The organism is Streptomyces sp. Y7, from assembly GCF_043195415.1.
Taxonomy (GTDB): Bacteria; Actinomycetota; Actinomycetes; order Streptomycetales; family Streptomycetaceae; genus Streptomyces.
In genome coordinates this window covers 296,079-316,576 of the sequence record NZ_JBIDDQ010000004.1, presented here as the reverse complement: position 1 = coordinate 316,576, position 20,498 = coordinate 296,079, and the positions used below count along the sequence as shown (strand labels likewise).

At 71.9% G+C, this 20,498-nt stretch carries 24 protein-coding genes; 3 read left to right on the top strand and 21 right to left on the bottom strand.

The annotated features are described in order from the left end of the window. Positions 1-147 precede the first annotated feature (147 nt). The 11 genes from lgt to hisI form a co-directional block, all read right to left on the bottom strand. The gene (gene lgt, locus ACGFW6_RS14940) at positions 148-1,125 is read right to left on the bottom strand and encodes a prolipoprotein diacylglyceryl transferase (RefSeq protein WP_393508472.1); all 978 of its coding nucleotides are present in this window, start codon (positions 1,123-1,125) and stop codon (positions 148-150) included. Positions 1,126-1,201: 76 nt separating this feature from the next. Beyond that, entirely contained in the window at positions 1,202-1,975 is a 774-nt protein-coding gene (locus tag ACGFW6_RS14935; RefSeq protein ID WP_393508469.1) for a DsbA family protein, read from the bottom strand. A 128-nt stretch (positions 1,976-2,103) separates the two neighbouring features. Continuing rightward, entirely contained in the window at positions 2,104-2,922 is an 819-nt protein-coding gene (gene trpA, locus ACGFW6_RS14930) for a tryptophan synthase subunit alpha (protein ID WP_393508466.1), read from the bottom strand. Then, on the bottom strand, positions 2,919-4,205 hold the full coding sequence (trpB, locus tag ACGFW6_RS14925; protein WP_393508463.1) for a tryptophan synthase subunit beta: 1,287 nt from the start codon (positions 4,203-4,205) through the stop codon (positions 2,919-2,921). The genes trpA and trpB overlap by 4 nt, the downstream gene beginning before the upstream one ends. Positions 4,206-4,273: 68 nt before the next feature. Further along, complete coding sequence (gene trpM, locus ACGFW6_RS14920; RefSeq protein WP_393508460.1) at positions 4,274-4,480, bottom strand: tryptophan biosynthesis modulator TrpM; 207 nt, start codon at positions 4,478-4,480, stop codon at positions 4,274-4,276. A gap of 21 nt (positions 4,481-4,501) precedes the next feature. Continuing rightward, positions 4,502-5,311 carry an indole-3-glycerol phosphate synthase TrpC gene (trpC, locus tag ACGFW6_RS14915; RefSeq protein WP_393508457.1) on the bottom strand — a complete coding sequence of 270 codons (810 nt, stop codon included), beginning with the start codon at positions 5,309-5,311 and terminating at the stop codon, positions 4,502-4,504. Positions 5,312-5,446: 135 nt separating this feature from the next. Then, entirely contained in the window at positions 5,447-5,893 is a 447-nt protein-coding gene (locus ACGFW6_RS14910; protein ID WP_393508454.1) for a DUF2752 domain-containing protein, read from the bottom strand. A gap of 78 nt (positions 5,894-5,971) precedes the next feature. Beyond that, positions 5,972-6,223, bottom strand: a complete 252-nt coding sequence (locus ACGFW6_RS14905) for an HGxxPAAW family protein (RefSeq protein WP_393508451.1) — start codon at positions 6,221-6,223, stop codon at positions 5,972-5,974. Positions 6,224-6,442: 219 nt separating this feature from the next. Further along, on the bottom strand, positions 6,443-7,087 hold the full coding sequence (locus tag ACGFW6_RS14900) for a TIGR02234 family membrane protein (RefSeq protein WP_393508448.1): 645 nt from the start codon (positions 7,085-7,087) through the stop codon (positions 6,443-6,445). A gap of 70 nt (positions 7,088-7,157) precedes the next feature. Further along, a complete protein-coding gene (locus ACGFW6_RS14895) occupies positions 7,158-8,645 on the bottom strand; it encodes an anthranilate synthase component I (protein ID WP_393508445.1) in 1,488 nt (495 codons plus the stop codon). Between the two features lie 11 nt (positions 8,646-8,656). After that, the gene (hisI, locus tag ACGFW6_RS14890; RefSeq protein WP_393508442.1) at positions 8,657-9,064 is read right to left on the bottom strand and encodes a phosphoribosyl-AMP cyclohydrolase; all 408 of its coding nucleotides are present in this window, start codon (positions 9,062-9,064) and stop codon (positions 8,657-8,659) included. A 130-nt stretch (positions 9,065-9,194) separates the two neighbouring features. Here hisI and ACGFW6_RS14885 point away from each other — a divergent pair, with 130 nt between their 5' ends. Further along, positions 9,195-9,830, top strand: a complete 636-nt coding sequence (locus ACGFW6_RS14885; protein WP_393508439.1) for a TIGR03085 family metal-binding protein — start codon at positions 9,195-9,197, stop codon at positions 9,828-9,830. Between the two features lie 3 nt (positions 9,831-9,833). Here ACGFW6_RS14885 and ACGFW6_RS14880 read toward each other — a convergent pair whose 3' ends face one another. The 10 genes from ACGFW6_RS14880 to hisD form a co-directional block, all read right to left on the bottom strand. Continuing rightward, on the bottom strand, positions 9,834-11,090 hold the full coding sequence (locus tag ACGFW6_RS14880) for an MFS transporter (protein WP_393508436.1): 1,257 nt from the start codon (positions 11,088-11,090) through the stop codon (positions 9,834-9,836). Between the two features lie 10 nt (positions 11,091-11,100). Further along, positions 11,101-11,691 (bottom strand): ArsR/SmtB family transcription factor, encoded by a 591-nt coding sequence (locus ACGFW6_RS14875; RefSeq protein ID WP_393508433.1) that lies wholly within the window; start codon positions 11,689-11,691, stop codon positions 11,101-11,103. 117 nt (positions 11,692-11,808) lie between these two features. Next, positions 11,809-12,564 (bottom strand): imidazole glycerol phosphate synthase subunit HisF, encoded by a 756-nt coding sequence (gene hisF / locus ACGFW6_RS14870; protein WP_393508431.1) that lies wholly within the window; start codon positions 12,562-12,564, stop codon positions 11,809-11,811. 15 nt (positions 12,565-12,579) lie between these two features. Beyond that, on the bottom strand, positions 12,580-12,972 hold the full coding sequence (locus tag ACGFW6_RS14865) for a RidA family protein (protein ID WP_393508428.1): 393 nt from the start codon (positions 12,970-12,972) through the stop codon (positions 12,580-12,582). Beyond that, positions 12,969-13,694, bottom strand: a complete 726-nt coding sequence (gene priA / locus ACGFW6_RS14860; RefSeq protein ID WP_393508425.1) for a bifunctional 1-(5-phosphoribosyl)-5-((5-phosphoribosylamino)methylideneamino)imidazole-4-carboxamide isomerase/phosphoribosylanthranilate isomerase PriA — start codon at positions 13,692-13,694, stop codon at positions 12,969-12,971. The genes ACGFW6_RS14865 and priA overlap by 4 nt, the downstream gene beginning before the upstream one ends. Before the next feature lie 4 nt (positions 13,695-13,698). Beyond that, a complete protein-coding gene (hisH, locus tag ACGFW6_RS14855; protein WP_393508422.1) occupies positions 13,699-14,343 on the bottom strand; it encodes an imidazole glycerol phosphate synthase subunit HisH in 645 nt (214 codons plus the stop codon). Continuing rightward, a complete protein-coding gene (locus ACGFW6_RS14850) occupies positions 14,334-14,498 on the bottom strand; it encodes a hypothetical protein (RefSeq protein ID WP_393508419.1) in 165 nt (54 codons plus the stop codon). Before ACGFW6_RS14850 ends, hisH begins: the two co-directional genes overlap by 10 nt. Positions 14,499-14,501: 3 nt before the next feature. Beyond that, positions 14,502-15,095 carry an imidazoleglycerol-phosphate dehydratase HisB gene (hisB, locus tag ACGFW6_RS14845; protein WP_030951295.1) on the bottom strand — a complete coding sequence of 198 codons (594 nt, stop codon included), beginning with the start codon at positions 15,093-15,095 and terminating at the stop codon, positions 14,502-14,504. After that, complete coding sequence (locus tag ACGFW6_RS14840) at positions 15,092-16,198, bottom strand: histidinol-phosphate transaminase (RefSeq protein ID WP_393508415.1); 1,107 nt, start codon at positions 16,196-16,198, stop codon at positions 15,092-15,094. Before ACGFW6_RS14840 ends, hisB begins: the two co-directional genes overlap by 4 nt. Further along, positions 16,195-17,520: a histidinol dehydrogenase gene (gene hisD / locus ACGFW6_RS14835; RefSeq protein WP_393508412.1), complete on the bottom strand. Its 1,326-nt coding sequence runs from the start codon at positions 17,518-17,520 to the stop codon at positions 16,195-16,197. Before hisD ends, ACGFW6_RS14840 begins: the two co-directional genes overlap by 4 nt. A gap of 172 nt (positions 17,521-17,692) precedes the next feature. On the opposite strand from hisD, the gene ACGFW6_RS14830 reads away from it, so the two are divergent. Both ACGFW6_RS14830 and ACGFW6_RS14825 read left to right on the top strand, forming a co-directional pair. Beyond that, on the top strand, positions 17,693-19,282 hold the full coding sequence (locus ACGFW6_RS14830; RefSeq protein WP_393508409.1) for an oxidoreductase: 1,590 nt from the start codon (positions 17,693-17,695) through the stop codon (positions 19,280-19,282). A gap of 167 nt (positions 19,283-19,449) precedes the next feature. Next, positions 19,450-20,496: a hypothetical protein gene (locus ACGFW6_RS14825; RefSeq protein ID WP_393508406.1), complete on the top strand. Its 1,047-nt coding sequence runs from the start codon at positions 19,450-19,452 to the stop codon at positions 20,494-20,496. Positions 20,497-20,498 lie beyond the last annotated feature (2 nt).

Sequence of the window (20,498 nt, the reverse complement as noted above, 5' to 3'; positions counted from 1 at the left end):
ACCTGATGCCGCCGTCTTCTCTTTCCGCCGCGGCGGTGCACAGCCACGACGGCGCGTTCCGGCGGTGTCCGACCCACCGCGGCACCACCCGCACACAGCAGAGGGCGCCCGGACATCCGGGCGCCCTCATCGTCGTGGAGACAGACCTCAGGTCTTCTTCGTCGCCGACCCGGCCTCGTCCTTGACGTCTTCCTCGACGTCTTCCCCGGCCTCTCGCCCGGCCTCGTCCTTGACGTCCTCGTCCTTCACCTCGGCGTCGGCGACGGCGACGGCGTCCGCGTCGTCCTCGACCGCATCTGCGGAGTCACCGGCGCCGGGTTCGACCACGGCCTCCCGGCCCGGCCGCTTCTTCGCCGAGATCACGATGTAGGCCACCGCGAGCAGGCACACGATGAGCGCGGTCCAGTTGTTCAGCCGCAGCCCGAGGATGTGGTGGGCGTCGTCGACGCGCATGTACTCGACCCAGAACCGGCCCACGCAGTAGGAGGCGACGTACAGCGCGAACGCCCGGCCGTGTCCCAGCTTGAAGCGGCGGTCGGCCCAGATCACCAGCACCGCGACACCGATGCACCACAGCGACTCGTACAGGAACGTCGGGTGGTAGGTGCCCGGCATCCGGCCGTCGGTCGAGGAAGTGATCTTCAGCGCCCACGGGAGGTCGGTCGCGCGGCCGTAGAGCTCCTGGTTGAACCAGTTGCCCCAGCGCCCGATCGCCTGGGCGAGCGCGATGCCGGGCGCGACGGCGTCGGCGTACGCGGGCAGCGGGATACCGCGGCGGCGGCAGCCGATCCACGCGCCGAGCGCGCCGAGCGCGATGGCGCCCCAGATGCCGAGGCCGCCTTCCCAGATCTTGAAGGCGTCCACCCAGTCACGGCCCTCGCTGAAGTACAGCTCGTAGTCCGTGATCACGTGGTAGAGGCGCCCGCCGACCAGTCCGAACGGGACGGCCCAGACCGCGATGTCGGCCACCGTGCCGGACCGCCCGCCCCGGGCGATCCAGCGTTTGTTGCCGAGCCAGACGGCTACGAAGACACCGATGATGATGCAGAAGGCGTAGCCGCGCAGCGGGATGGGACCGAGGTGGTACACCCCGCGCGACGGGCTGGGAATGTAGGCAAGTTCCATGGCAAGGTCGACGCTACCCTGCCGGGCGGCACCGATGTCAGGCAGCCCGGCTACGGGTCCATAACAGGCGCCGCCCTCAGCCCTTGTCGGCTTCCTCCACCATCTGCTTCAGCTTGGCCGGCGTCATCGTCTGGTCCTGGTAGATGTTCTTGCCGTTGAGCAGGACCGTCGGGGTGCCGCTGAAGCCGCCGCTCTTGAACGCGTCGTTGGACTTCTCCACCCAGCTGTTGTGGGTGCCGTCCTCGACGCACTTGCGGAAGGCCGGGGTGTCCAGGCCCTTGACCTTGCCCGCGAGCTCGAAGAGCTTGCTGTTCTTGGCGAAGGCGTCGTCGACCTCCGGCGGCTGGTTCTCGTACAGCACGTCGTGGTACTGCGTGAACTTCCCGACGTCCTGGGCACAGGCCGCGGCGTTCGCGGCGTTGCGCGAACCGGTGCCGCCCATGTTGCCGTCGATGATCGTCGCCAGGTGGTACTCGACCCTGAGCTTGCCGGAGTCCGTCAGCTCGTGGATCGTCGACCGGTAGGCGTCCTCGAAGGACTTGCAGGCCGGACAGCGGAAGTCTTCCCAGACCGTGAGCGTCGACTTGGCGCTCTCCTGGCCGACCGGGATCGCGAGACCGTCCTTGCCCTGGGCCCCCGAGGGCCCCACGACCGGCCCCGCCTCGCTACCGCTGTCCTTGCCGGCGTTGGCCGCGACGACGCCGATCACCGCCGCGAGTCCGAGGACGCAGACGACGCTCGCGCCCACGATCAGCGCACGACGCCGCTTGTCGGCGGCCTTCTGCTTCTCACGCTCGACCGCCAGCCGCTCACGGGCGGTCCGCTTTCCCTCACGATTCTTTTCGCTCACACCCGCAGAACGAACCGGGGAGGCGCAGCGCGCCTCCCCGGCCTGAGGACCACCCGTTCGAGCGACTCGTACGGAAGGCCCTTCTTCTGAAGATGTCCCCTACGGAGGGGGTCCGTCGCAGGTCAGGGCTATGCCTGCCGGCGCACGCCCTTCGCCAGATCACCGGCGAGGGCGCGGACGGCCTCGACTCCGGCCGCGTCGTCCGGCGCGTCCAGCATCCGCTTGACGAAGGCCGAGCCGACGATGACGCCGTCGGCGAAGCCGGCCACCTCGGCGGCCTGGTCGGCGTTGGAGACGCCGAGCCCGACGCACACGGGCAGGTCGGTGCCGGTGGCCCGGGTGCGCTCCACCAGGTCCTGTGCCTGCGCGCCCACGGACTCGCGGGTGCCGGTGACGCCCATCAGCGAGGCGGCGTACACGAAACCGCTGCCGGCCGCGGTGATCCGGCCGAGCCGCTCGTCCTTGCTGCTCGGCGCCACGACGAAGACCGTCGCGAGGCCGTGCTTCTCGGCGTGCTCCCTCCACAGCGCCGACTCCTGGACGGGCAGGTCGGGCAGGATGCAGCCCGCGCCGCCCGCCTCCGCCAGTTCCGCGGTGAAGCGCTCGACGCCGTAGCGGTCGATCGGGTTCCAGTACGTCATCACGAGGATCGGCTTGCCGGTGGCCTCGTGCGCCTCGCGGACCGTGCGCATGACGTCCGCGATCCTGACGCCGCCGCGCAGGGCGATGTCGTCGGCGGTCTGGATGACGGGGCCGTCGAGGACGGGGTCGCTGTGCGGCAGCCCGACCTCCACGACGTCCGCGCCCCCGTCGAGCGCGGCCTTGATCGCCTCGATGCCGCCGTCCACGGTCGGGAACCCGGCCGGGAGGTAGGCGATGAGCGCGGAGCGGCCCTCGGCCTTCGCGGCCTTGAGGGTGTCCGTCAACAGCTGGATGTTCCCGCTCACTTGGCGTCCCCCTGGATCTCGGCAGCGCCGCCATTGGCGTCGGCGGCGACCTCGGCGTCGGTGTCGTACAGGCCGAAGTAGCGCGCGGCCGTGTCCATGTCCTTGTCGCCACGGCCGGACAGGTTGACGACGATCAGGCCGTCCTTGCCCAGTTCCTTGCCGACCTCCAGGGCTCCGGCGAGCGCGTGGGCGCTCTCGATCGCCGGGATGATGCCTTCGGTGCGCGAGAGCAGGCGCAGGGCCTGCATCGCCGCGTCGTCGGTGACCGCGCGGTACTCGCCGCGGCCGCTGTCCTTGAGGTAGGAGTGCTCGGGCCCGATGCCCGGGTAGTCCAGACCGGCCGAGATCGAGTACGGCTCGGTGATCTGGCCCTCCTCGTTCTGCAGGACGTAGGAGCGGGAGCCGTGCAGGATGCCGGGCTCGCCCGCGGTCAGCGTCGCCGCGTGCTCGCCGGTCTCGACGCCGTGCCCGGCGGGCTCGCAGCCGATGAGGCGTACGTCCGTGTCGGGGATGAAGGCGTGGAAGAGGCCGATGGCGTTGGAGCCGCCGCCGACGCAGGCGATCGCCGCGTCGGGGAGCCGGCCGGCGCGTTCCAGGAGCTGGCGGCGGGCCTCGACGCCGATCACGCGGTGGAAGTCGCGGACCATGGCGGGGAAGGGGTGCGGGCCGGCGACCGTACCGAAGAGGTAGTGGGTGTGGTCGACGTTGGCGACCCAGTCGCGGAACGCCTCGTTGATGGCGTCCTTCAGGGTGCGGCTGCCCGACTTCACGGCGATGACCTCGGCGCCGAGCATGCGCATCCGGGCCACGTTGAGGGCCTGGCGCTGGGTGTCGATCTCACCCATGTAGATCGTGCACTCGAGGCCGAACAGCGCGCAGGCCGTCGCCGTCGCCACGCCGTGCTGACCGGCGCCGGTCTCGGCGATCACCCGGGTCTTGCCCATGCGCTTGGTCAGCAGGGCCTGGCCGAGCACATTGTTGATCTTGTGCGAGCCGGTGTGGTTGAGGTCTTCCCGCTTCAGGAAGATCCGGGCGCCACCGGCGTGCTCGGCGAACCTCGGCACCTCGGTGAGGGAGCTGGGGCGGCCGGTGTAGTTGACCAGGAGGTCGTCGAGCTCGCGCGCGAACTCGGGGTCGTGCTTGGCCTTGTCGTACTCGACGGCCACCTCGTCCACGGCGGCGACGAGGGCCTCCGGGATGAACTTGCCGCCGAACGCGCCGAAGTAGCCCTCGGCGCTGGGCACCTGACCGGTGGAGTCAGGGAAGAAGAAATCGCTGGGCATGCGAAAACCTCACGGTGAGTGTGTGGAAAAGACACTGTTCGCCGTGGGGGCGGAGCCTGTGGTACGACTCAGGCCGTGTGTGGCTGGTCGCGCAGTTCCCCGCGCCCCTGAGGGGCGCGCTGCCATCGGCGGCCGTTGACCTGCCCGGGCTCGTCACCGATGACGTACCGCACCCGACGACCGTGGACACGCCTCGCCGGGGCTCGGCAGCCCCTGGGGCGGCAGCCGCGCGCGAGGCGGGCGTACCGGTCCACGGTGGTCACGGTGGGAGTCATCGGGCTCAGCCTACCGGGTGATCAGCCCCGGCCGTGCCGAAGAGCGGGGTGCTCGCCGGCCGCGACCAGGTCGGAGACGGCGGACTTGGGGTCCTTCCCCGTCACCAGGGACTCGCCGACCAGGACCGCGTCGGCGCCGGCGTTGGCGTAGGCGATGAGGTCGTGCGGGCCGCGGACACCGGACTCGGCGATCTTGACGATGGTGTCGGGGATCTCCGGGGCCACCCGCTCGAAGGTGCCGCGGTCGACCTCCAGGGTCTTCAGGTTGCGCGCGTTGACGCCGATGATCTTCGCGCCCGCGTCCACGGCACGCTCGACCTCGTCCTCGTCGTGCACCTCGACCAGCGGGGTCAGTCCGATGGACACCGCGCGCTCGATGAGGGACTCCAGGGCCGACTGGTCGAGGGCCGCCACGATCAGCAGCGCGAGGTCGGCGCCGTACGCGCGGGCCTCCCACAGCTGGTACGACGTGACGATGAAGTCCTTGCGCAGGACCGGGATGTCCACGCGCGCGCGGACGGCCTCCAGGTCGGCCAGGGAGCCGCCGAAGCGGCGCTGCTCGGTGAGGACGGAGATGACGGCGGCGCCGCCCGCCTCGTAGTCCGCGGCCAGTCCGGCGGGGTCGGCGATCGCGGCCAGCGCGCCCTTGGAGGGGCTGGACCGCTTGACCTCACAGATGACCTTGACGCCGTCGCCCTTGAGCGCGGCCACACCGTCCTTGGCCGCGGGAGCCTTCGCCGCGCGCTCCTTGAGCTCGTCGAGGCTGACGCGCGCCTGCCGCTCCGCGAGGTCGGCACGGACTCCGTCGATGATCTCGTCGAGCACACTCACGCGAGCGGCCCCCTTTCAGACGGTGGGCTGTGAAAGCGGTACGAAACCGCCGGTCACTGCGATGGTATCCGGAGCAGGGCGTAGGCCTCACATCCGGTTGACGCCGGTCCCAGTACCTGGACGATCCTCAGTTGATCAAGGATGCAACCAGCCACCGAAGGGCAGGTTCCGGACAACGGTGAAGACCAGCAGCAACACACCGGCCGCCCACAGCTGTACCGGCCCCAGATCGATGCGCAGGGGCCGGCCGCGTACCGTGCGGACCACCCAGACGGTCCACATCACGGCGAAGACCGCGTAGCCCGCGACGGCGAGCGCGTTGTCCTGGAGCGCCGCCGCGAAGTCCCCGTACACGACGGCGTGCGCGCTGCGCAGTCCCCCGCAGCCGGGGCAGTAGACGCCGGTGTACTGGAGCAGCGGGCAGGCCGGGTAGTGGCCGGGTTCGTTCGGGTCCACGGCGCCGACGTAGGCGAAGGCGCCGGCGACGGCCGCGAGCACGCCCGCCGGGACGGCCAGACGCCCCCACCGGGCGCCGGTACCGGGCTGTGTCACCCTCTGGCTGTCGGTGTTCACGTCATGCATTGTGCCCCGCACATGCGAGAGGGGCGCCCCCTGGCACCCATCGGTGCCGGGTCGCCCCTCAGCGAAGTCGTACGGCTGTCAGCTCTGGACGCTCGCCGCCTCGCGCTCCTGCGACATGAGCAGCGCCTTGTGCGCGTCCTTGGACTGGCCCATGCCCATCGAGCTCATGATCCAGCCGACGATGCCGCCGAGGACCACGACGCCCATGCCGGCCCAGAAGCCCGCGGGCTCGGCCAGCACCATGAAGACGCCCGATACGCAGAAACCGATGAAGGCGATCGAGACACCGGTCCAGGCGGCCGGGGTGTGACCGTGGCTGCTGCCCGCCATTGCTTGCTCCTCGTTGCTGAAGTACGTGTCGAGCCGGACGCTCGCTGTCATTGTCCCGCATGCGCACGGCCGCGGTGATCGGGGGTAGCCCGAGTGGTTCGACGCCACGAGGGGCAACGCCCCGGGGGCGCGGGGCTGTACCGATATGCGGCTCCGCCGCGTGGACGCGGCCGGCCCCCTCCGACCGGCGGACGCGTCACGGGCCTTCCCGCGGAGCGGCTACGCGCCGGTCGGGTCCTCGCCCCGGTCGAGCGCCTTCCAGAGCTCCTCGGGCCGGTCGGGGTCCACGGCGGCCTGCGCCCTGCGGCGCGGCCGGGGCGTGCCGTTGCGCTCGTAGCGGCCGGACATGCCGGGCCACAGCCGGCCGTAGCGCAGGGCCAGCAGCCCGGCGAGCAGGAGCAGGGCCCCGCCCACGGCCGCGACGTACGGCCAGGCGGTGTGGGTGAGGGTCTCGACGGTGGCCGAGGTGTCGCCGGACGCCCGGGCGGCCTGTTCGTCCAGCGCGGTGCTGTCGGAGGCGCCGAGCAGGGCGGCGGCGACGGTGCCGGCGCCGGAGAGCGCGAGCAGACCGGCGACCATGAAGCGGCCGGCCCGGCGGACGGCGAAGACGGCGACGAGCGCGGCGAGCCCCACTATGGCCAGGGCCGCGGGGACGCCGGTGACGTCACTGCCCCTGGCGGTCAGCGGGAACGGGCCGCCGGCCACCGTGGCGGTGCCCTCCGACCAGCGCTGCCGGGTGGCGAGGAGCGCGACGGCCGCGCCGACCGCCCCGCACAGCAGGGCTACGGCGAGGCTCATACGGCCGGCCCGGGCGGAGCCGGGGGCTTCGGAACGGGGGTGCGGAACAGCAGTCACGTACTCCACTATCACCCGAACCCCGGGCGATCGGTCACCCGGGGTTCATGTGAGACGGCCTACGTCGTCCCGCGTGGGTTCATCCGAGCCGGTTCGCCGTGTGCACCGCGCGCAGGACCGCCGCCGCCTTGTTGCGGCACTCGGTGTCCTCGGCGACCGGGTCGGAATCGGCGACGATGCCCGCGCCCGCCTGGACGTAGGCCGTGCCGCCGCGCAGGAGGGCGGTGCGGATGGCGATGGCGGTGTCGGAGTCGCCCGCGAAGTCGAGGTAGCCGACGCAGCCGCCGTACAGGCCGCGCCGGGACGGTTCCAGTTCGTCGATGATCTGCATCGCCCGGGGCTTGGGGGCGCCGGAGAGGGTGCCGGCCGGGAAGCAGGCGGTGAGGACGTCGAAGGCCGTGCGGCCCGGGGCGACGCGGCCGGTCACCGTCGAGACGATGTGCATCACGTGGGAGTACCGCTCGATGGACATGAAGTCGACGACCTCGACGGAGCCCGGCTCGCAGACCCGCCCCAGGTCGTTGCGGCCCAGGTCGACGAGCATCAGGTGCTCGGCGCGCTCCTTGGGGTCGGCGAGCAGTTCGTCGGCGAGGGCCTGGTCCTCCTGCGGGGTCGCCCCGCGCCACCGGGTGCCGGCGATGGGGTGCACCATGGCCCGGCCGTCCTCGACCTTCACGAGCGCTTCCGGCGAGGAGCCGACGACGTCGAAGCCGTCGAAGCGGAACAGGTACATGTACGGGGAGGGGTTGGTCGCCCGCAGCACCCGGTAGACGTCCAGCGCGCTCGCCGTGCAGGGCGTCTCGAAGCGCTGGGAGGGGACGACCTGGAAGGCCTCGCCGGCCCGGATGCGCTCCTTGATGTCCTCGACGGCCTCCTGGAAGTCCTCGCCGCCCCACAGGGCGGTGTACTCGGGCAGCTCGGAGGGCGGCAGGACGGCCGGGGGCTGGGCGACCGGGCGGGTCAGGTCGGCCTGCATGGCGTCGAGGCGGGCGACCGCGTCGGCGTACGCCTCGTCGACGCCGGTGTCGAGGTCGTTGTGGTTGATCGCGTTGGCGATCAGCAGGACGGAGCCCTCCCAGTGGTCCATGACGGCGAGGTCACTGGTGAGGAGCATGGTCAGCTCGGGCAGCCCCAGGTCGTCCCGCTCGCCGGGGCCGATCTTCTCCAGGCGGCGCACGATGTCGTAGCCGAGGTAGCCGACCATGCCGCCGGTGAAGGGCGGCAGGCCCAGGTCGTGGGCGAGGTCGCGCGGGGTGTGCAGGGCCTCGATGGTGGCGCGCAGGGCGGCCAGCGGGTCGCCCTCGGCGGGGACGCCGACGTGCGGGGTGCCGAGCCAGTGGGCCTGGCCGTCGCGGGCGGTCAGCGTCGCGGCGGAGCGGACGCCCACGAAGGAGTAGCGGGACCAGGAGCGGCCGTTCTCCGCGGACTCCAGCAGGAAGGTGCCGGGGCGCTCGGCGGCGAGCTTGCGGTAGAGGGCGACCGGGGTGTCGCCGTCGGCGAGGAGCTTGCGGGTGACCGGGATGACCCGGCGGTCGGTGGCCAGCTTGCGGAACGTCTCGAGGTCCATGGCGGCTGACCCTACTGATCCGCGGCCGCGGGGCCGGAATCGGCGTCCTTGAGCAGCACGTCCTCGTCGAAGCAGGTCCGCGCGCCGGTGTGGCAGGCGGCTCCCACCTGGTCGACCCGGACGAGCAGGGTGTCCGCGTCGCAGTCCAGGGCGACGGACTTCACCCACTGGAAGTGGCCGGAGGTGTCGCCCTTGACCCAGTACTCCTGGCGGCTGCGGGACCAGTAGGTGCAGCGGCCGGTGGTGAGGGTGCGATGCAGCGCCTCGTCGTCCATCCAGCCGAGCATCAGCACCTCTTGGGTGTCGTACTGCTGGGCGATGGCGGGCAGGAGCCCGTCGGCGCTGCGCTTGAGGCGCGCGGCGATCTCGGGGTCCAGCCCGCTGGGGCGGCGGGGCGTGCTCGTGGTCATGCCTGCCATTGTGCCGCGCGCGACTGACAGTGACCGTCCGCTGTCCACTGATTGGGAGGGCGGCGTATTCGCGCCCCGTCGGGAGGTGGTGGCCGGGTGACGGGTGGGCGGACCGGGAGGGGGGTCGTAGGCTGACTGTATGTCGACCTTCGCCCAGCGTGAACGACTTCTGCTCGCCGACCTCTTGGAGGCCGAGGGCCCCGAGGCCCCCACCCTCTGCGAGGGCTGGCAGACCCGTGAGCTGGCCGCGCACGTGGTCGTGCGCGAGCGCCGCCCCGACGCCGCCGCCGGTCTGCTGATCAAGCCGCTCGCCTCGCGCCTGGACAAGGCGATGGAGGAGTTCGCGGCGAAGCCGTACGAGGAGCTGATCCAGCTCATCCGTACCGGACCGCCGCGTTTCTCGCCCTTCCAGCTCAAGCAGATCGACGAGGCGTCGAACACCATCGAGTTCTACGTCCACACCGAGGACGTCCGCCGTGCCCAGCCGGACTGGACGCCGCGCGAGCTCGACCCGGTCTTCCAGGACGCCCTGTGGTCCCGTTTCGAGCGCTCGGCCCGGCTGGTGGGCCGCAGCGCCCCCACCGGGCTGGTGCTGCGCCGCCCCGACGGCCAGACGGCGGTCGCCCACAAGGGCACGCCGGTCGTCACGGTGACCGGCGAGCCCTCGGAGCTGCTCCTGTTCGCCTACGGCCGGCAGAACGCCGCCAAGGTCGAGCTGGACGGCGACGAGAACGCCGTCGCCAAGCTGCACGAGTCCAAGCAGCTCGGCATCTGAGGGTCACTTCGGCAGTTCGGCGCGGCGCAGGCCGGGCACGCTCAGGGCGATCACCCCGCCCAGCCCGCACACCGCCGCGCTGACGACGAAGACTGGGCCGGTGCCCCACAGGCCGACGGCGGCGGCGGACAGGGGCATGCTCAGCGGCGCGAATCCGAGGCTGACCAGCCCGGAGACGGCGGTGACGCGCCCCAGGTACGCGGGGTCGGCCTGGGTCTGCAGCAGGGCGCCGCACATGGCGCCGCTGAGCCCGGCGAGCAGTCCGATGAGCAGGGCGACGCCGACGGCCGCGGCCACGCCCGGCACGAAGGCCAGGGCGCCGATCGCGCACGATCCGGCGAGGATCGCGCCCCCGGCGACCTGCCCGGCGCGCGGCAGGCGTCCGCGCACGGTCAGCAGCAGGGACACGGCGCCCGCGCCGACGCCGAATCCGGCGAGCACCCAGCCCATGCCCGAGGCGCCCCAGCCCCGCTCGTCGGCGAGCAGGGTCAGGCCGACGTTGAGCGGGCCGACGAAGCCGAGGTCTCCGAGGGCGATGGCCAGGATGAGCGGCGCGAGCACCCGGTGGCGGCGGATGTGGCGAAGGCCGGCGGTCAGGTCGCGCCAGGCGGTGCCGCCCCGGGCGGCCGGCGTGTCGTCGGCGGGCAGCTCCCTCACCCGCACGGAGATCAGCAGCGGCACCGACACGGCGATCAGCAGGCCGGCGAGGCCGAACGCGGCCGCCGCGCCGCCGTACGCGACGGCCAGGCCGCCGAGCGGAGCGCCGACGACGCTCGCGAAGCGGATCCCCAGGCCCCGCATGCCCTGCACGCGCGCGAGCTGGTCGCGTGTCGTCACGCGCGCGGGGAGTGCGCCCACGGCGGGCATGAACACGGCGTCGACCGTGCCGAAGACCAGGGCGAGCACGGCCAGCGGCCACAGGCCCGGCGTGGTGAGGAACAGCAGCCCCGCGACCGCGAGGACGGCCGCGCACCGCACGACGTCGCTGCCGATGACGACTCTGCGCGGCCCGAGCCGGTCCGCGATCACTCCGCCGCCCAGCATCAGCAGCGCCCTGGGCAGGGCGCTGACCGCCATGACCACTCCGGCCTGGGACGGCGAACCGCTCTGTACGGCCGCCCAGGAGAGGGCGATGTAGTAGACGCTGTCGCCGATCATCGAGGAGGTGTAGGCGCCGAGCCAGCGCAGGACGTTGGGGTCGCGATGGGCGGGGCGCTGCGCGGCCGGTGCGGTCTCGGGTGCGGTGAGCGTCGAAGGCACGTCGGTCCTCTCAGGGCCGGAACGGGAAGGAGTACGTGTGCACCGCGACGGTCTCGCGGCCCTCGGTGTCGCCGGTGGCGTCGGCGGCCCGGCCGTGCTCGTCGTACCTGCGCAGGAGGGCGAGCATCTCCCGGTTCAGCTCGGTCAGTTCGTCCGCCGTGAGACGCAGGCTGGACTCGGAGGAGGCGGCGGCCCGGTTCCACTCGGGGCCCCAGTGCGCCCGCTCGTCGAGCCAGCGCCGGTACATGCCGGTGCGCTGCTCGGCGAAGAGCCTGCTCGCCGCCGTGTGTGCCGCGGCCTTCTCGGGGGCGTCGCGGAAGTCCTCGTCCCGGATGCTCACGCCGTCGGAGGCGGGCTGCCACCAGCGCTCCCGCCCGTCGGCGCTGCGCGGCTCGGCCTCCTCGATGAGCCCGTGCTCGGCGAGCTTGCGCAGGTGGTAACTGACCAGGGAGGCCGCCTCGTCGACCTGTTCGGCGAGCTGTGAGGCGGTGGCGACCCGGGCGATCGTCAGCCCTCGCAGCAGCTGCATCCGCAGGGGGTGCGCGAGTGCCTTGAGCGTGCCCAGGTCGGTGATGCGGCGGTCCCGCTCTTTGCCCGTCATGTCGCCACCGTAGTTACGAAAGAAAAATTGCACAACATATTTTGCGCAACTTCCCTTTCGGATCTGCCCGGCAGAAAGCCCCGGCCACCCGGTGGCCGGGGCTCGGAGCGGCGTGCGTCAGCGCACGGCGTGGCCGGCCGTCCGCAGCGTGTCCTTCACCTCGCCGATCCGCAGATCGCCGAAGTGGAACACCGAGGCGGCCAGCACCGCGTCCGCGCCCGCCTCGATGGCCGGGGAGAAGTCGGCGAGCCTGCCGGCGCCGCCGGACGCGATCACGGGGACCGTCACGTGCTTCCGCACGGCCCGGATCATCTCCAGGTCGTAGCCGTCCTTGGTGCCGTCGGCGTCCATCGAGTTGAGCAGGATCTCGCCCGCACCCAGCTCGGCGGCCCGGTGCGCCCACTCGACGGCGTCGAGGCCGGTGCCCTTGCGGCCGCCGTGGGTGGTGACCTCGAAGGTCCCCTCGCCAGTGCGCCGCGCGTCGACCGACAGCACGAGCACCTGCCGCCCGAAGCGCTCGGCGATCTCCCGGATCAGGTCGGGACGGGCGATGGCGGCGGTGTTGACGCCCACCTTGTCGGCGCCCGCGCGCAGCAGCCTGTCCACGTCCTCGGCCGTACGGACACCCCCGCCGACCGTGAGCGGGATGAACACCTGCTCGGCCGTGCGGCGCACCACGTCGTACGTCGTCTCGCGGTTGCCCGACGAGGCGGTGATGTCCAGGAACGTCAGCTCGTCGGCGCCCTCGGCGTCGTAGACCTTGGCCATCTCGACGGGGTCGCCCGCGTCGCGCAGGTTCTGGAAGTTGACGCCCTTGACGACCCGGCCGTTGTCCACGTCCAGGCAGGGGATGACTCGGACCGCCAGGGTCATGAATCCACGGCTCCTCTAACGTCCTCTGAATGCTTCTATTTCCACTTCGACCAGGATGCGCGAGTCCACGAAGCCCTCCACCACGAGCAGCGTCGCCACCGGGCGCACCCCGTCGAAGAACTCCTTGTGGGCCCGGCCCACGGCGTCCACGTCCCGCGCGTGGGTCAGGTACATCCGGGTACGGATCACCGACTCGACGCCGAGTCCGAACTCCCCGATCGCCTCGACCGCGTTGGTGAACGCCACCCTGGCCTGTTCGTACGGGTCGCCCTCGCCGTACAGCACGTCGCCCTTGAAGGAGGTCGTGCCTGCGACCAGGACACGGTCGCCCGCCGCGACGGCGCGTGCGAACCCGAAGGACTCTTCCCAGGGACTACCACTCTGCACGCGCCGTACGGCTTCGGTCATGACGACACAGCCTCCAGGGCCTCTTCCAGGGTGAACGCCTTCGCGTACAGGGCCTTCCCGACGATGGAGCCCTCGACACCGAGCGGGACCAGCTCGGCGATGGCCCGCAGGTCGTCCAGCGAGGACACGCCGCCGGAGGCGACGACGGGGCGGTCCGTGGCCGCGCAGACGTTCTTCAGCAGTTCCAGGTTCGGGCCCTGGAGCGTGCCGTCCTTGGCGATGTCCGTGACGACATACCGCGCGCAGCCCTCGTTGTTGAGGCGCTCCAGCGTCTCGTAGAGGTCGCCGCCGTCGCGGGTCCAGCCCCGGCCGCGGAGCGTGGTGCCCCGTACGTCCAGGCCCACCGCGATCTTGTCGCCGTGCTCGGCGATGACCTTGGCGACCCACTCCGGGGTCTCCAGGGCGGCGGTGCCGAGGTTCACGCGCGTGCAGCCGGTGGCGAGCGCGGCGGCGAGGGAGGCGTCGTCGCGGATGCCGCCGGACAGCTCGACCTTGATGTCCATCGCCTTCGCGACCTCGGCGATCAGCTCACGGTTGTCGCCGGTGCCGAAGGCGGCGTCCAGGTCGACCAGGTGCAGCCACTCCGCGCCGGAGCGCTGCCAGGCGAGGGCCGCCTCCAGCGGGGAGCCGTAGGACGTCTCGGTGCCGGACTCGCCGTGCACGAGGCGGACGGCCTGGCCGTCGCGGACGTCGACGGCGGGGAGGAGTTCGAGCTTGGCCATGTCTCTACAGGGTTCCGATCCAGTTGGTGAGCAGCTGCGCTCCGGCGTCGCCGGACTTCTCGGGGTGGAACTGCGTGGCCCACAGGGCGCCGTTCTCCACGGCGGCCACGAAGGGCTTGCCGTGCGTCGAGAAGGTGACCTTGGGCGGGGTCATCGCCGGGTTGCGGACCTCCAGCGCCCAGTCGTGGACGGCGTAGGAGTGCACGAAGTAGAAGCGCGCGTCGGCGTCCAGGCCGGCGAACAGCTCGGTACCCGCGGCCGGGTCCACGGTGTTCCAGCCCATGTGGGGCACGATGTCGGCCTGGAGCGGCTCCACCGAGCCCGGCCACTCGCCGAGGCCCTCGGTCTCGACGCCGTGCTCGATGCCGCGCGCGAAGAGGATCTGCATGCCGACGCAGATGCCCATCACGGGGCGTCCGCCGGACAGCCGGCGGTCGATGATCCAGTCGCCGCGGGCCTCGGTGAGCCCCTTCATGCAGGCCGCGAAGGCGCCGACGCCCGGCACCAGCAGCCCGTCGGCGTTCATGGCCCTGTCGAAGTCACGGGTGATCTCGACGTCGGCGCCCGCGCGCGCGAGGGCACGCTCGGCCGACCTCACATTGCCGAAGCCGTAGTCGAAGACCACGACCTTCCTGGTGCTCAATTCCACACCTCCAGCCTCAGGACGCCCGCGAGGAGACACATCGCGGCGCCTATCGAGAGCAGGGTGATGAGGCTCTTGGGCATCCCCTGCTTGGCGAAGGAGATGATGCCGCCGACGAGGAAGAGACCGACGACGATCAGGATGGTGGACAGCCCGTTCATGGGTTACAGCGCACCCTTCGTCGAGGGAAGGATGCCGGCCGCGCGAGGGTCCCGCTCGGAGGCGTAGCGCAGGGCCCGCGCGAGCGCCTTGAACTGGCACTCCACGATGTGGTGGGCGTTGCGCCCGTACGGCACGTGCACGTGCAGCGCGATCTGGGCCTGGGCGACGAAGGACTCCAGGATGTGGCGGGTCATCGTCGTGTCGTACTCGCCGATCATCGGCGCCATCTTCTCGGGCTCGGTGTGCACGAGGTAGGGGCGGCCGGACAGGTCGACGGTGACCTGGGCGAGGGACTCGTCCAGCGGGACCGTGCAGTTGCCGAAGCGGTAGATCCCCACCTTGTCACCGAGGGCCTGCTTGAAGGCGGCGCCCAGCGCGAGGGCGGTGTCCTCGATGGTGTGGTGGGAGTCGATGTGCAGGTCGCCCTCGGTCTTCACGGTCAGGTCGAACAGACCGTGCCGGCCGAGCTGGTCGAGCATGTGGTCGTAGAAGCCGACGCCGGTCGACACATCGACCTTGCCGGATCCGTCGAGGTCGATCTCGACGAGGACCGAGGTCTCCTTCGTCACCCGCTCTATGCGGCCTACGCGGTTCATGCGCTCTGCTCCTTCTTCAGTTCACGTACCGCGTCGAGGAACGCGTCGTTCTCTTCGGGGGTTCCGGCGGACACCCGCAGCCACCCGGGGATGCCGTTGTCCCGGACCAGGACGCCCCGGTCGAGGATCTTCCGCCAGGCCGTGTGCGAGTCCTCGAACCTGCCGAACTGCACGAAGTTCGCGTCGGACTCGACGACGTCGTAGCCGACCGCGCGGAGTTCGGTCACCAGCCGGTCCCGCTCCGCCTTGAGCTGCTCCACGTACTTCAGCAGCGTCCCGGTGTGCTCCAGGGCGGCCAGCGCGGTCGCCTGGGTGACGGCCGACAGGTGGTACGGCAGCCGTACGAGCTGGACGGCGTCCACCACCGCCGGGTGCGCGGCGAGATAGCCGAGGCGCAGGCCGGCGGCGCCGAAGGCCTTCGACATCGTCCGGGACACGACGAGATTCGGCCGGCCTTCGATGAGCGGCAGCAGCGAGTCGCCGTGGCTGAACTCGATGTATGCCTCGTCGACCACGACCATCGACGGCCTGGCGGCCTGCGCGGCCTCGTACAGCGCGAGGACGGTCTCGCGCGGGACCGCGTTGCCGGTGGGGTTGTTGGGCGTCGTGATGAACACGACGTCGGGGCGGTGCTCGGTGATCGCCTTCGTGGCGGCCTCGACGTCGATGGTGAAGTCGTCGCGCCGCGGGCCGGAGATCCAGCCCGTGCCGGTGCCGCGGGAGATGAGCCCGTGCATCGAGTACGACGGCTCGAAGCCGATGGCCGTGCGCCCGGGGCCGCCGAAGGTCTGCAGCAGCTGCTGGATGACCTCGTTGGAGCCGTTGGCCGCCCAGACGTTGGCCAGGTGGACCTCGTGGCCGGAGGTGTCGGTGAGGTACTGGGCCAGCCGCGTGCGCAGCTCCACCGCGTCCCGGTCCGGGTAGCGGTTGAGGTCGCGGGCCGCCTCGCGGACGCGCTCGGCGATCCGCTCGACCAGCGGCTCGGGCAGCGGGTAGGGGTTCTCGTTCGTGTTCAGCCGTACGGGGACGTCCAACTGGGGCGCGCCGTAGGGGGACTTGCCGCGCAGCTCGTCCCGTACGGGGAGATCGTCGATGCCGGTCACTTGCTCTCGGGTACCTTCCAGCCGAACCTCGCCCTGACCGCCGCGCCGTGCGCCGGCAGGTCCTCCGCCTCCGCCAGCGTCACCACGTGATGCGCGACCTCGGCCAGCGCGTCCTTCGTGTAGTCGACGATGTGGATGCCGCGCAGGAAGGACTGGACGGACAGGCCCGAGGAGTGGCAGGCGCAGCCGCCGGTGGGCAGGACGTGGTTGGAGCCGGCGGCGTAGTCGCCGAGCGAGACCGGTGCCCAGGGCCCGATGAAGATCGCGCCGGCGTTGCGCACGCGGTCGGCCACGGCGGCGGCGTCGGCCGTCTGGATCTCCAGGTGCTCGGCGCCGTACGCGTCCACGACCTTCAGGCCCTCGTCGACACCGTCGACCAGGACGATCGCGGACTGCCTGCCCTTGAGGGCGGGCACGATCCGGTCCTCGATGTGCTTGGTGGCCGCGACCTGCGGCTCCAGCTCCTTCTCCACCGCGTCCGCGAGCTCGACGGAGTCGGTGACGAGGACGGCGGCGGCCAGCGGGTCGTGCTCGGCCTGGCTGATCAGGTCGGAGGCGACGTGCGCCGGGTCGGCGGTGGCGTCGGCCAGGATCGCGATCTCGGTCGGGCCCGCCTCGGCGTCGATGCCGATCTTGCCGGTGAAGTAGCGCTTGGCGGCGGCGACCCAGATGTTGCCGGGGCCGGTGACCATGTTGGCGGGCGGGCAGGACTCGGTGCCGTACGCGAACATCGCGACGGCCGTGGCGCCGCCGGCGGCGTACACCTCGTCGACGCCGAGCAGCGCGCACGCGGCGAGGATCGTCGGGTGGGGCAGGCCGCCGAACTCGGCCTGGGCCGGGGAGGCGAGCGCGACGGACTCGACGCCGGCCTCCTGGGCCGGGACCACGTTCATGATCACGGAGGACGGGTAGACGGAGCGGCCGCCGGGCGCGTAGAGCCCGACACGGTCGACCGGCACCCACTTCTCGGTCACCGAGCCGCCCGGCACGACCTGGGTCGTGTGCGTCGTACGGCGCTGTTCGCGGTGGACGAGACGGGCGCGGCGGATGGACTCCTCCAGGGCCGCGCGCACGGCCGGGTCGAGCTCCGCGAGGGCCTTGCCGAGGGCCTCGGCGGGCACCCGCACCTGGTCGAGCCTGACCCCGTCGAACTTCTCCGCGAAGTCGATCAGCGCCGCGTCGCCCCGATGATGCACGGCCTCGCAGATCGGACGCACCTTCTCCAGGGCGGCCGAGACGTCGAAGTCGGCTCGGGGCAGCAGGTCGCGCAGGGCGGGGCCCTCGGGGAGGGCGTCGCCGCGCAGATCGATTCGGGAGATCACGGGTGCAATTCTCTCAGACCCGGGTCCGGCGTCGTTCGCGCGTATCAATGGCTGATACAGAACGCTGCCGGAACCCGGAAGATCCTCTTCACGTCTAGCGTTCGGGGCGTCACTCAGCGGGCATGAACGGTTGTACTAAACCCGCGAGTAGCTGAGGGGGGATGGGCGAAACGTGACCGAACGGGGCGGTCTCCGCGACGGGGACCTGCCGGACGACCTGCCGAACGACCTGACCGCCGCCGAGCTCGGCATGTGGCAGGCCTTCCGCAACGGCAGCGTGTACGACCTGAGCAGCGGCGACACCATCGTCGACGACCCGCACGGCGGGCATCCCTGGGGCCCGGAGCGGACCGTGCGCGCGCGGATCATCTGCTGGCTGCTGCTGGACGGGCCGCCCGCCCTCGCGGGCCGGGTGTCCTCGCTGAAGCTGGTCGGCGTGCGCGTCAGCGACCCGATGGACCTCGCGGGCGGCACGGTCGTGCCGTACGTCGAGCTGCGCGGCTGCCGCTTCGACCGGGAGATCCTGCTGCCGGAGGCCCGCTTCACGACCGTCCGGCTGGTGGACTGCGCGGTGCCGCGGCTGGAGGCGGCCCGGGTGCACACGGAGGGCGATCTGCATCTGCCGCGCTGCCGGTTCCACAACGGCGTACGGCTCACCGACGCCCACATCGGCACGGATCTGCTGCTGAACCAGGCGATCGTCTACCGGGACCGCAGCGGGCGCTCGATCGCCGCGGACGGCATCAGCGTCGGCCAGGACCTCCAGGCCGAGATGCTGGAGTCGCACGGCGAGCTGAGCCTGCGCGGCGCCAGCATCGGCGTGTCGCTGAGCCTGCGCGGCGCCCGGCTGGTCAACCCGTACACCCGGCTCGCACTGAACGCGCCCCAGCTGACCGTCGGACGCACGCTGTACATGACCCCGGCCGGCGTCGGCAGTCCGCTGCTGAGCGGCCGTACGCCCGCGCGCGGGACGCGCATCCAGCGTTTCGAGTGCCAGGGCGGGGTGCGGCTGGACGACGGGCGGTTCGGGGACGCGGTCGACCTGGAGCGGGCCCGGTTCACCTTCACCGACGAGCAGGAACTGTCGCTGCGCCGCATCCAGACGCCCGAGCTGCGCTTCCTCGGGGAGCGGCCGGAGCGCGGCGGGGTGGTGCTGTCGGGGGCGCGGACGGTGAACCTGATGGACCGCGCGGACGCCTGGCCGGACCCCGGGCTGCTGCACATGAACGGCTTCACGTACGAGAACCTCGTGCCGCGCGGACCGTTCCCGCTGGAGCGGCGGCTCCAGTGGGTGGCCGCCGCGACCGCCGAGTACAACCCGGAGCCGTACGAGCGGCTCGCCTCCGTGCTGCGGGCGGGCGGCGAGGACGAGGACGCGCGCGAGGTGCTGCTCGCCAAGCAGCGCCGCCGCCGCGAGACGCTGCCGCCGGCGGCCAAACTGTGGGGCTACGCCCAGGACTGGATGGTCGCCTACGGATACCGGCCCGGGCGGGCCGCCGTGTGGATGGCGGTGCTCTGGGCGGCCAGCTCGGTGGCGTTCGCACACGCCGACCATCCGCCGATCAAGGGCGGCGAACACCCGGCCTGGAATCCGCCGCTGTTCGCCCTGGACCTGCTGCTTCCCGTCATCGACCTGGGGCAGGTCGGGTTCTGGCAGCTGCGCGGGGCCTGGCAGTGGCTGGCGGCGGCGATGATCCTGCTCGGCTGGATCCTGGCGACGACGGTGGCGACGGGGGCCACGCGGATGCTGCGGAGGAACTGATCCGCGCAGACCCGTGGGGCCGGTGGGACGTGTGGGACCACTGAGGCGAAGACTCCGATGTCGGACAGTTGTTGAACAGTTGACCTTTACCCGTTCTTGACCTGCGGGCGTACAACTTTCGACATGTTGGCCGTTCCCTCTGGCGCGGCGTGACCAGCGGTCTTTCAATGGTCGACACCATGGCTCTGATGCTTCCGTTCGGCCGTGCGTCCCGAACGACGAGAACCGCGGAGCACCCCGCCGTCGCACTCCCCGCCGACGACGAGGTGCTTCTCGACGCGCCCGACGACCGTCTCGGCCCCGCCCTGGTCGCTGCCGGGCGCGGCGAGTACGAGCCCGCCGCCGCCCTGCTCGCCGGCACCCGGCAGCGGGCCGAGTGGGAGTACCGCGACCGCTACACGCTGCGTCTGGCGGCCTTCGCGCGCTCGCGGACGGAGTGGCTGCAGACCTGGTACGCGGCCGCCCCGCAGGATCCGGACGTGCTGCTGATCAGGGCCCAGCTCGCGGTGGACCACGCCTGGAGCTCACCGGCCCGGGCCGAGGTGCTGCGCGGGGTGAGCCCGCTGATCACCGCGGCCGCGCGCACCGACGACCGCGACCCGGTGCCCTGGCGGATCGCCCTGGACCACGCGCGCGGCTCACGTGCCGGCCACACCTACTTCGGGGAGCTGTGGGAGGCGGCGCTGCGCCGCGCCCCGCTCCACTACGGCTGCCACGTGGCGGCCCTGCGCTACCTGGCCTCCTCCTGGCACGGCTCCCACCGCGAGTGCCTGGACTTCGCCGACCGGGCCGCGCAGGACGCCCCCGCCGACTCCCTCGTCCAAGCGCTGCCGACCCGGGCCGCCCTCGCCTACCTGGACGACGACTGCGGTCCCGGGGTGCCGCGCGAGCGGCTGGACGAAGCGGCCGACCGGGCCGTCGCGCTGTCCGCCCGGTTCCCGGCGGCCGATCTGTGGCCGGCCGCGATCCGCAACAAGCTCACGTACGTCCTGGTACGGCTGGGCCGCTGGGAGGACGCCCTGGAGCAGCTCACGCTGATCGGGCCGCACGCCACCTCCTTCCCGTGGAGCAGGCTCTCGGACGATCCGCTGGGCCGGTTCCTGGAGATGCGCGACGAGGTACGGCGCCGGGCGGCCACCGGCACCGCGCGGGCGGCCACCGGCGGACATCCACGGAGTGGGCGCGGCGGACGCGTTCACTCCGGCGACCACTAGGC

Coding starts and splice junctions, on each gene's coding strand:
- ACGFW6_RS14910 (WP_393508454.1), bottom strand. CDS start 5,893: ATGCATGACGTGAACACCGACAGCCAGAGGGTGACACAGCCCGGTACC.
- hisI (WP_393508442.1), bottom strand. CDS start 9,064: ATGGCAGGCATGACCACGAGCACGCCCCGCCGCCCCAGCGGGCTGGAC.
- ACGFW6_RS14905 (WP_393508451.1), bottom strand. CDS start 6,223: ATGGCGGGCAGCAGCCACGGTCACACCCCGGCCGCCTGGACCGGTGTC.
- trpM (WP_393508460.1), bottom strand. CDS start 4,480: ATGACTCCCACCGTGACCACCGTGGACCGGTACGCCCGCCTCGCGCGC.
- hisF (WP_393508431.1), bottom strand. CDS start 12,564: ATGACCCTGGCGGTCCGAGTCATCCCCTGCCTGGACGTGGACAACGGC.
- ACGFW6_RS14875 (WP_393508433.1), bottom strand. CDS start 11,691: ATGACGGGCAAAGAGCGGGACCGCCGCATCACCGACCTGGGCACGCTC.
- ACGFW6_RS14850 (WP_393508419.1), bottom strand. CDS start 14,498: ATGAACGGGCTGTCCACCATCCTGATCGTCGTCGGTCTCTTCCTCGTC.
- ACGFW6_RS14895 (WP_393508445.1), bottom strand. CDS start 8,645: ATGGACCTCGAGACGTTCCGCAAGCTGGCCACCGACCGCCGGGTCATC.
- trpB (WP_393508463.1), bottom strand. CDS start 4,205: ATGCCCAGCGATTTCTTCTTCCCTGACTCCACCGGTCAGGTGCCCAGC.
- lgt (WP_393508472.1), bottom strand. CDS start 1,125: ATGGAACTTGCCTACATTCCCAGCCCGTCGCGCGGGGTGTACCACCTC.
- ACGFW6_RS14885 (WP_393508439.1), top strand. CDS start 9,195: ATGTCGACCTTCGCCCAGCGTGAACGACTTCTGCTCGCCGACCTCTTG.
- priA (WP_393508425.1), bottom strand. CDS start 13,694: ATGGCCAAGCTCGAACTCCTCCCCGCCGTCGACGTCCGCGACGGCCAG.
- ACGFW6_RS14865 (WP_393508428.1), bottom strand. CDS start 12,972: ATGACCGAAGCCGTACGGCGCGTGCAGAGTGGTAGTCCCTGGGAAGAG.
- hisB (WP_030951295.1), bottom strand. CDS start 15,095: ATGAACCGCGTAGGCCGCATAGAGCGGGTGACGAAGGAGACCTCGGTC.
- ACGFW6_RS14825 (WP_393508406.1), top strand. CDS start 19,450: ATGGTCGACACCATGGCTCTGATGCTTCCGTTCGGCCGTGCGTCCCGA.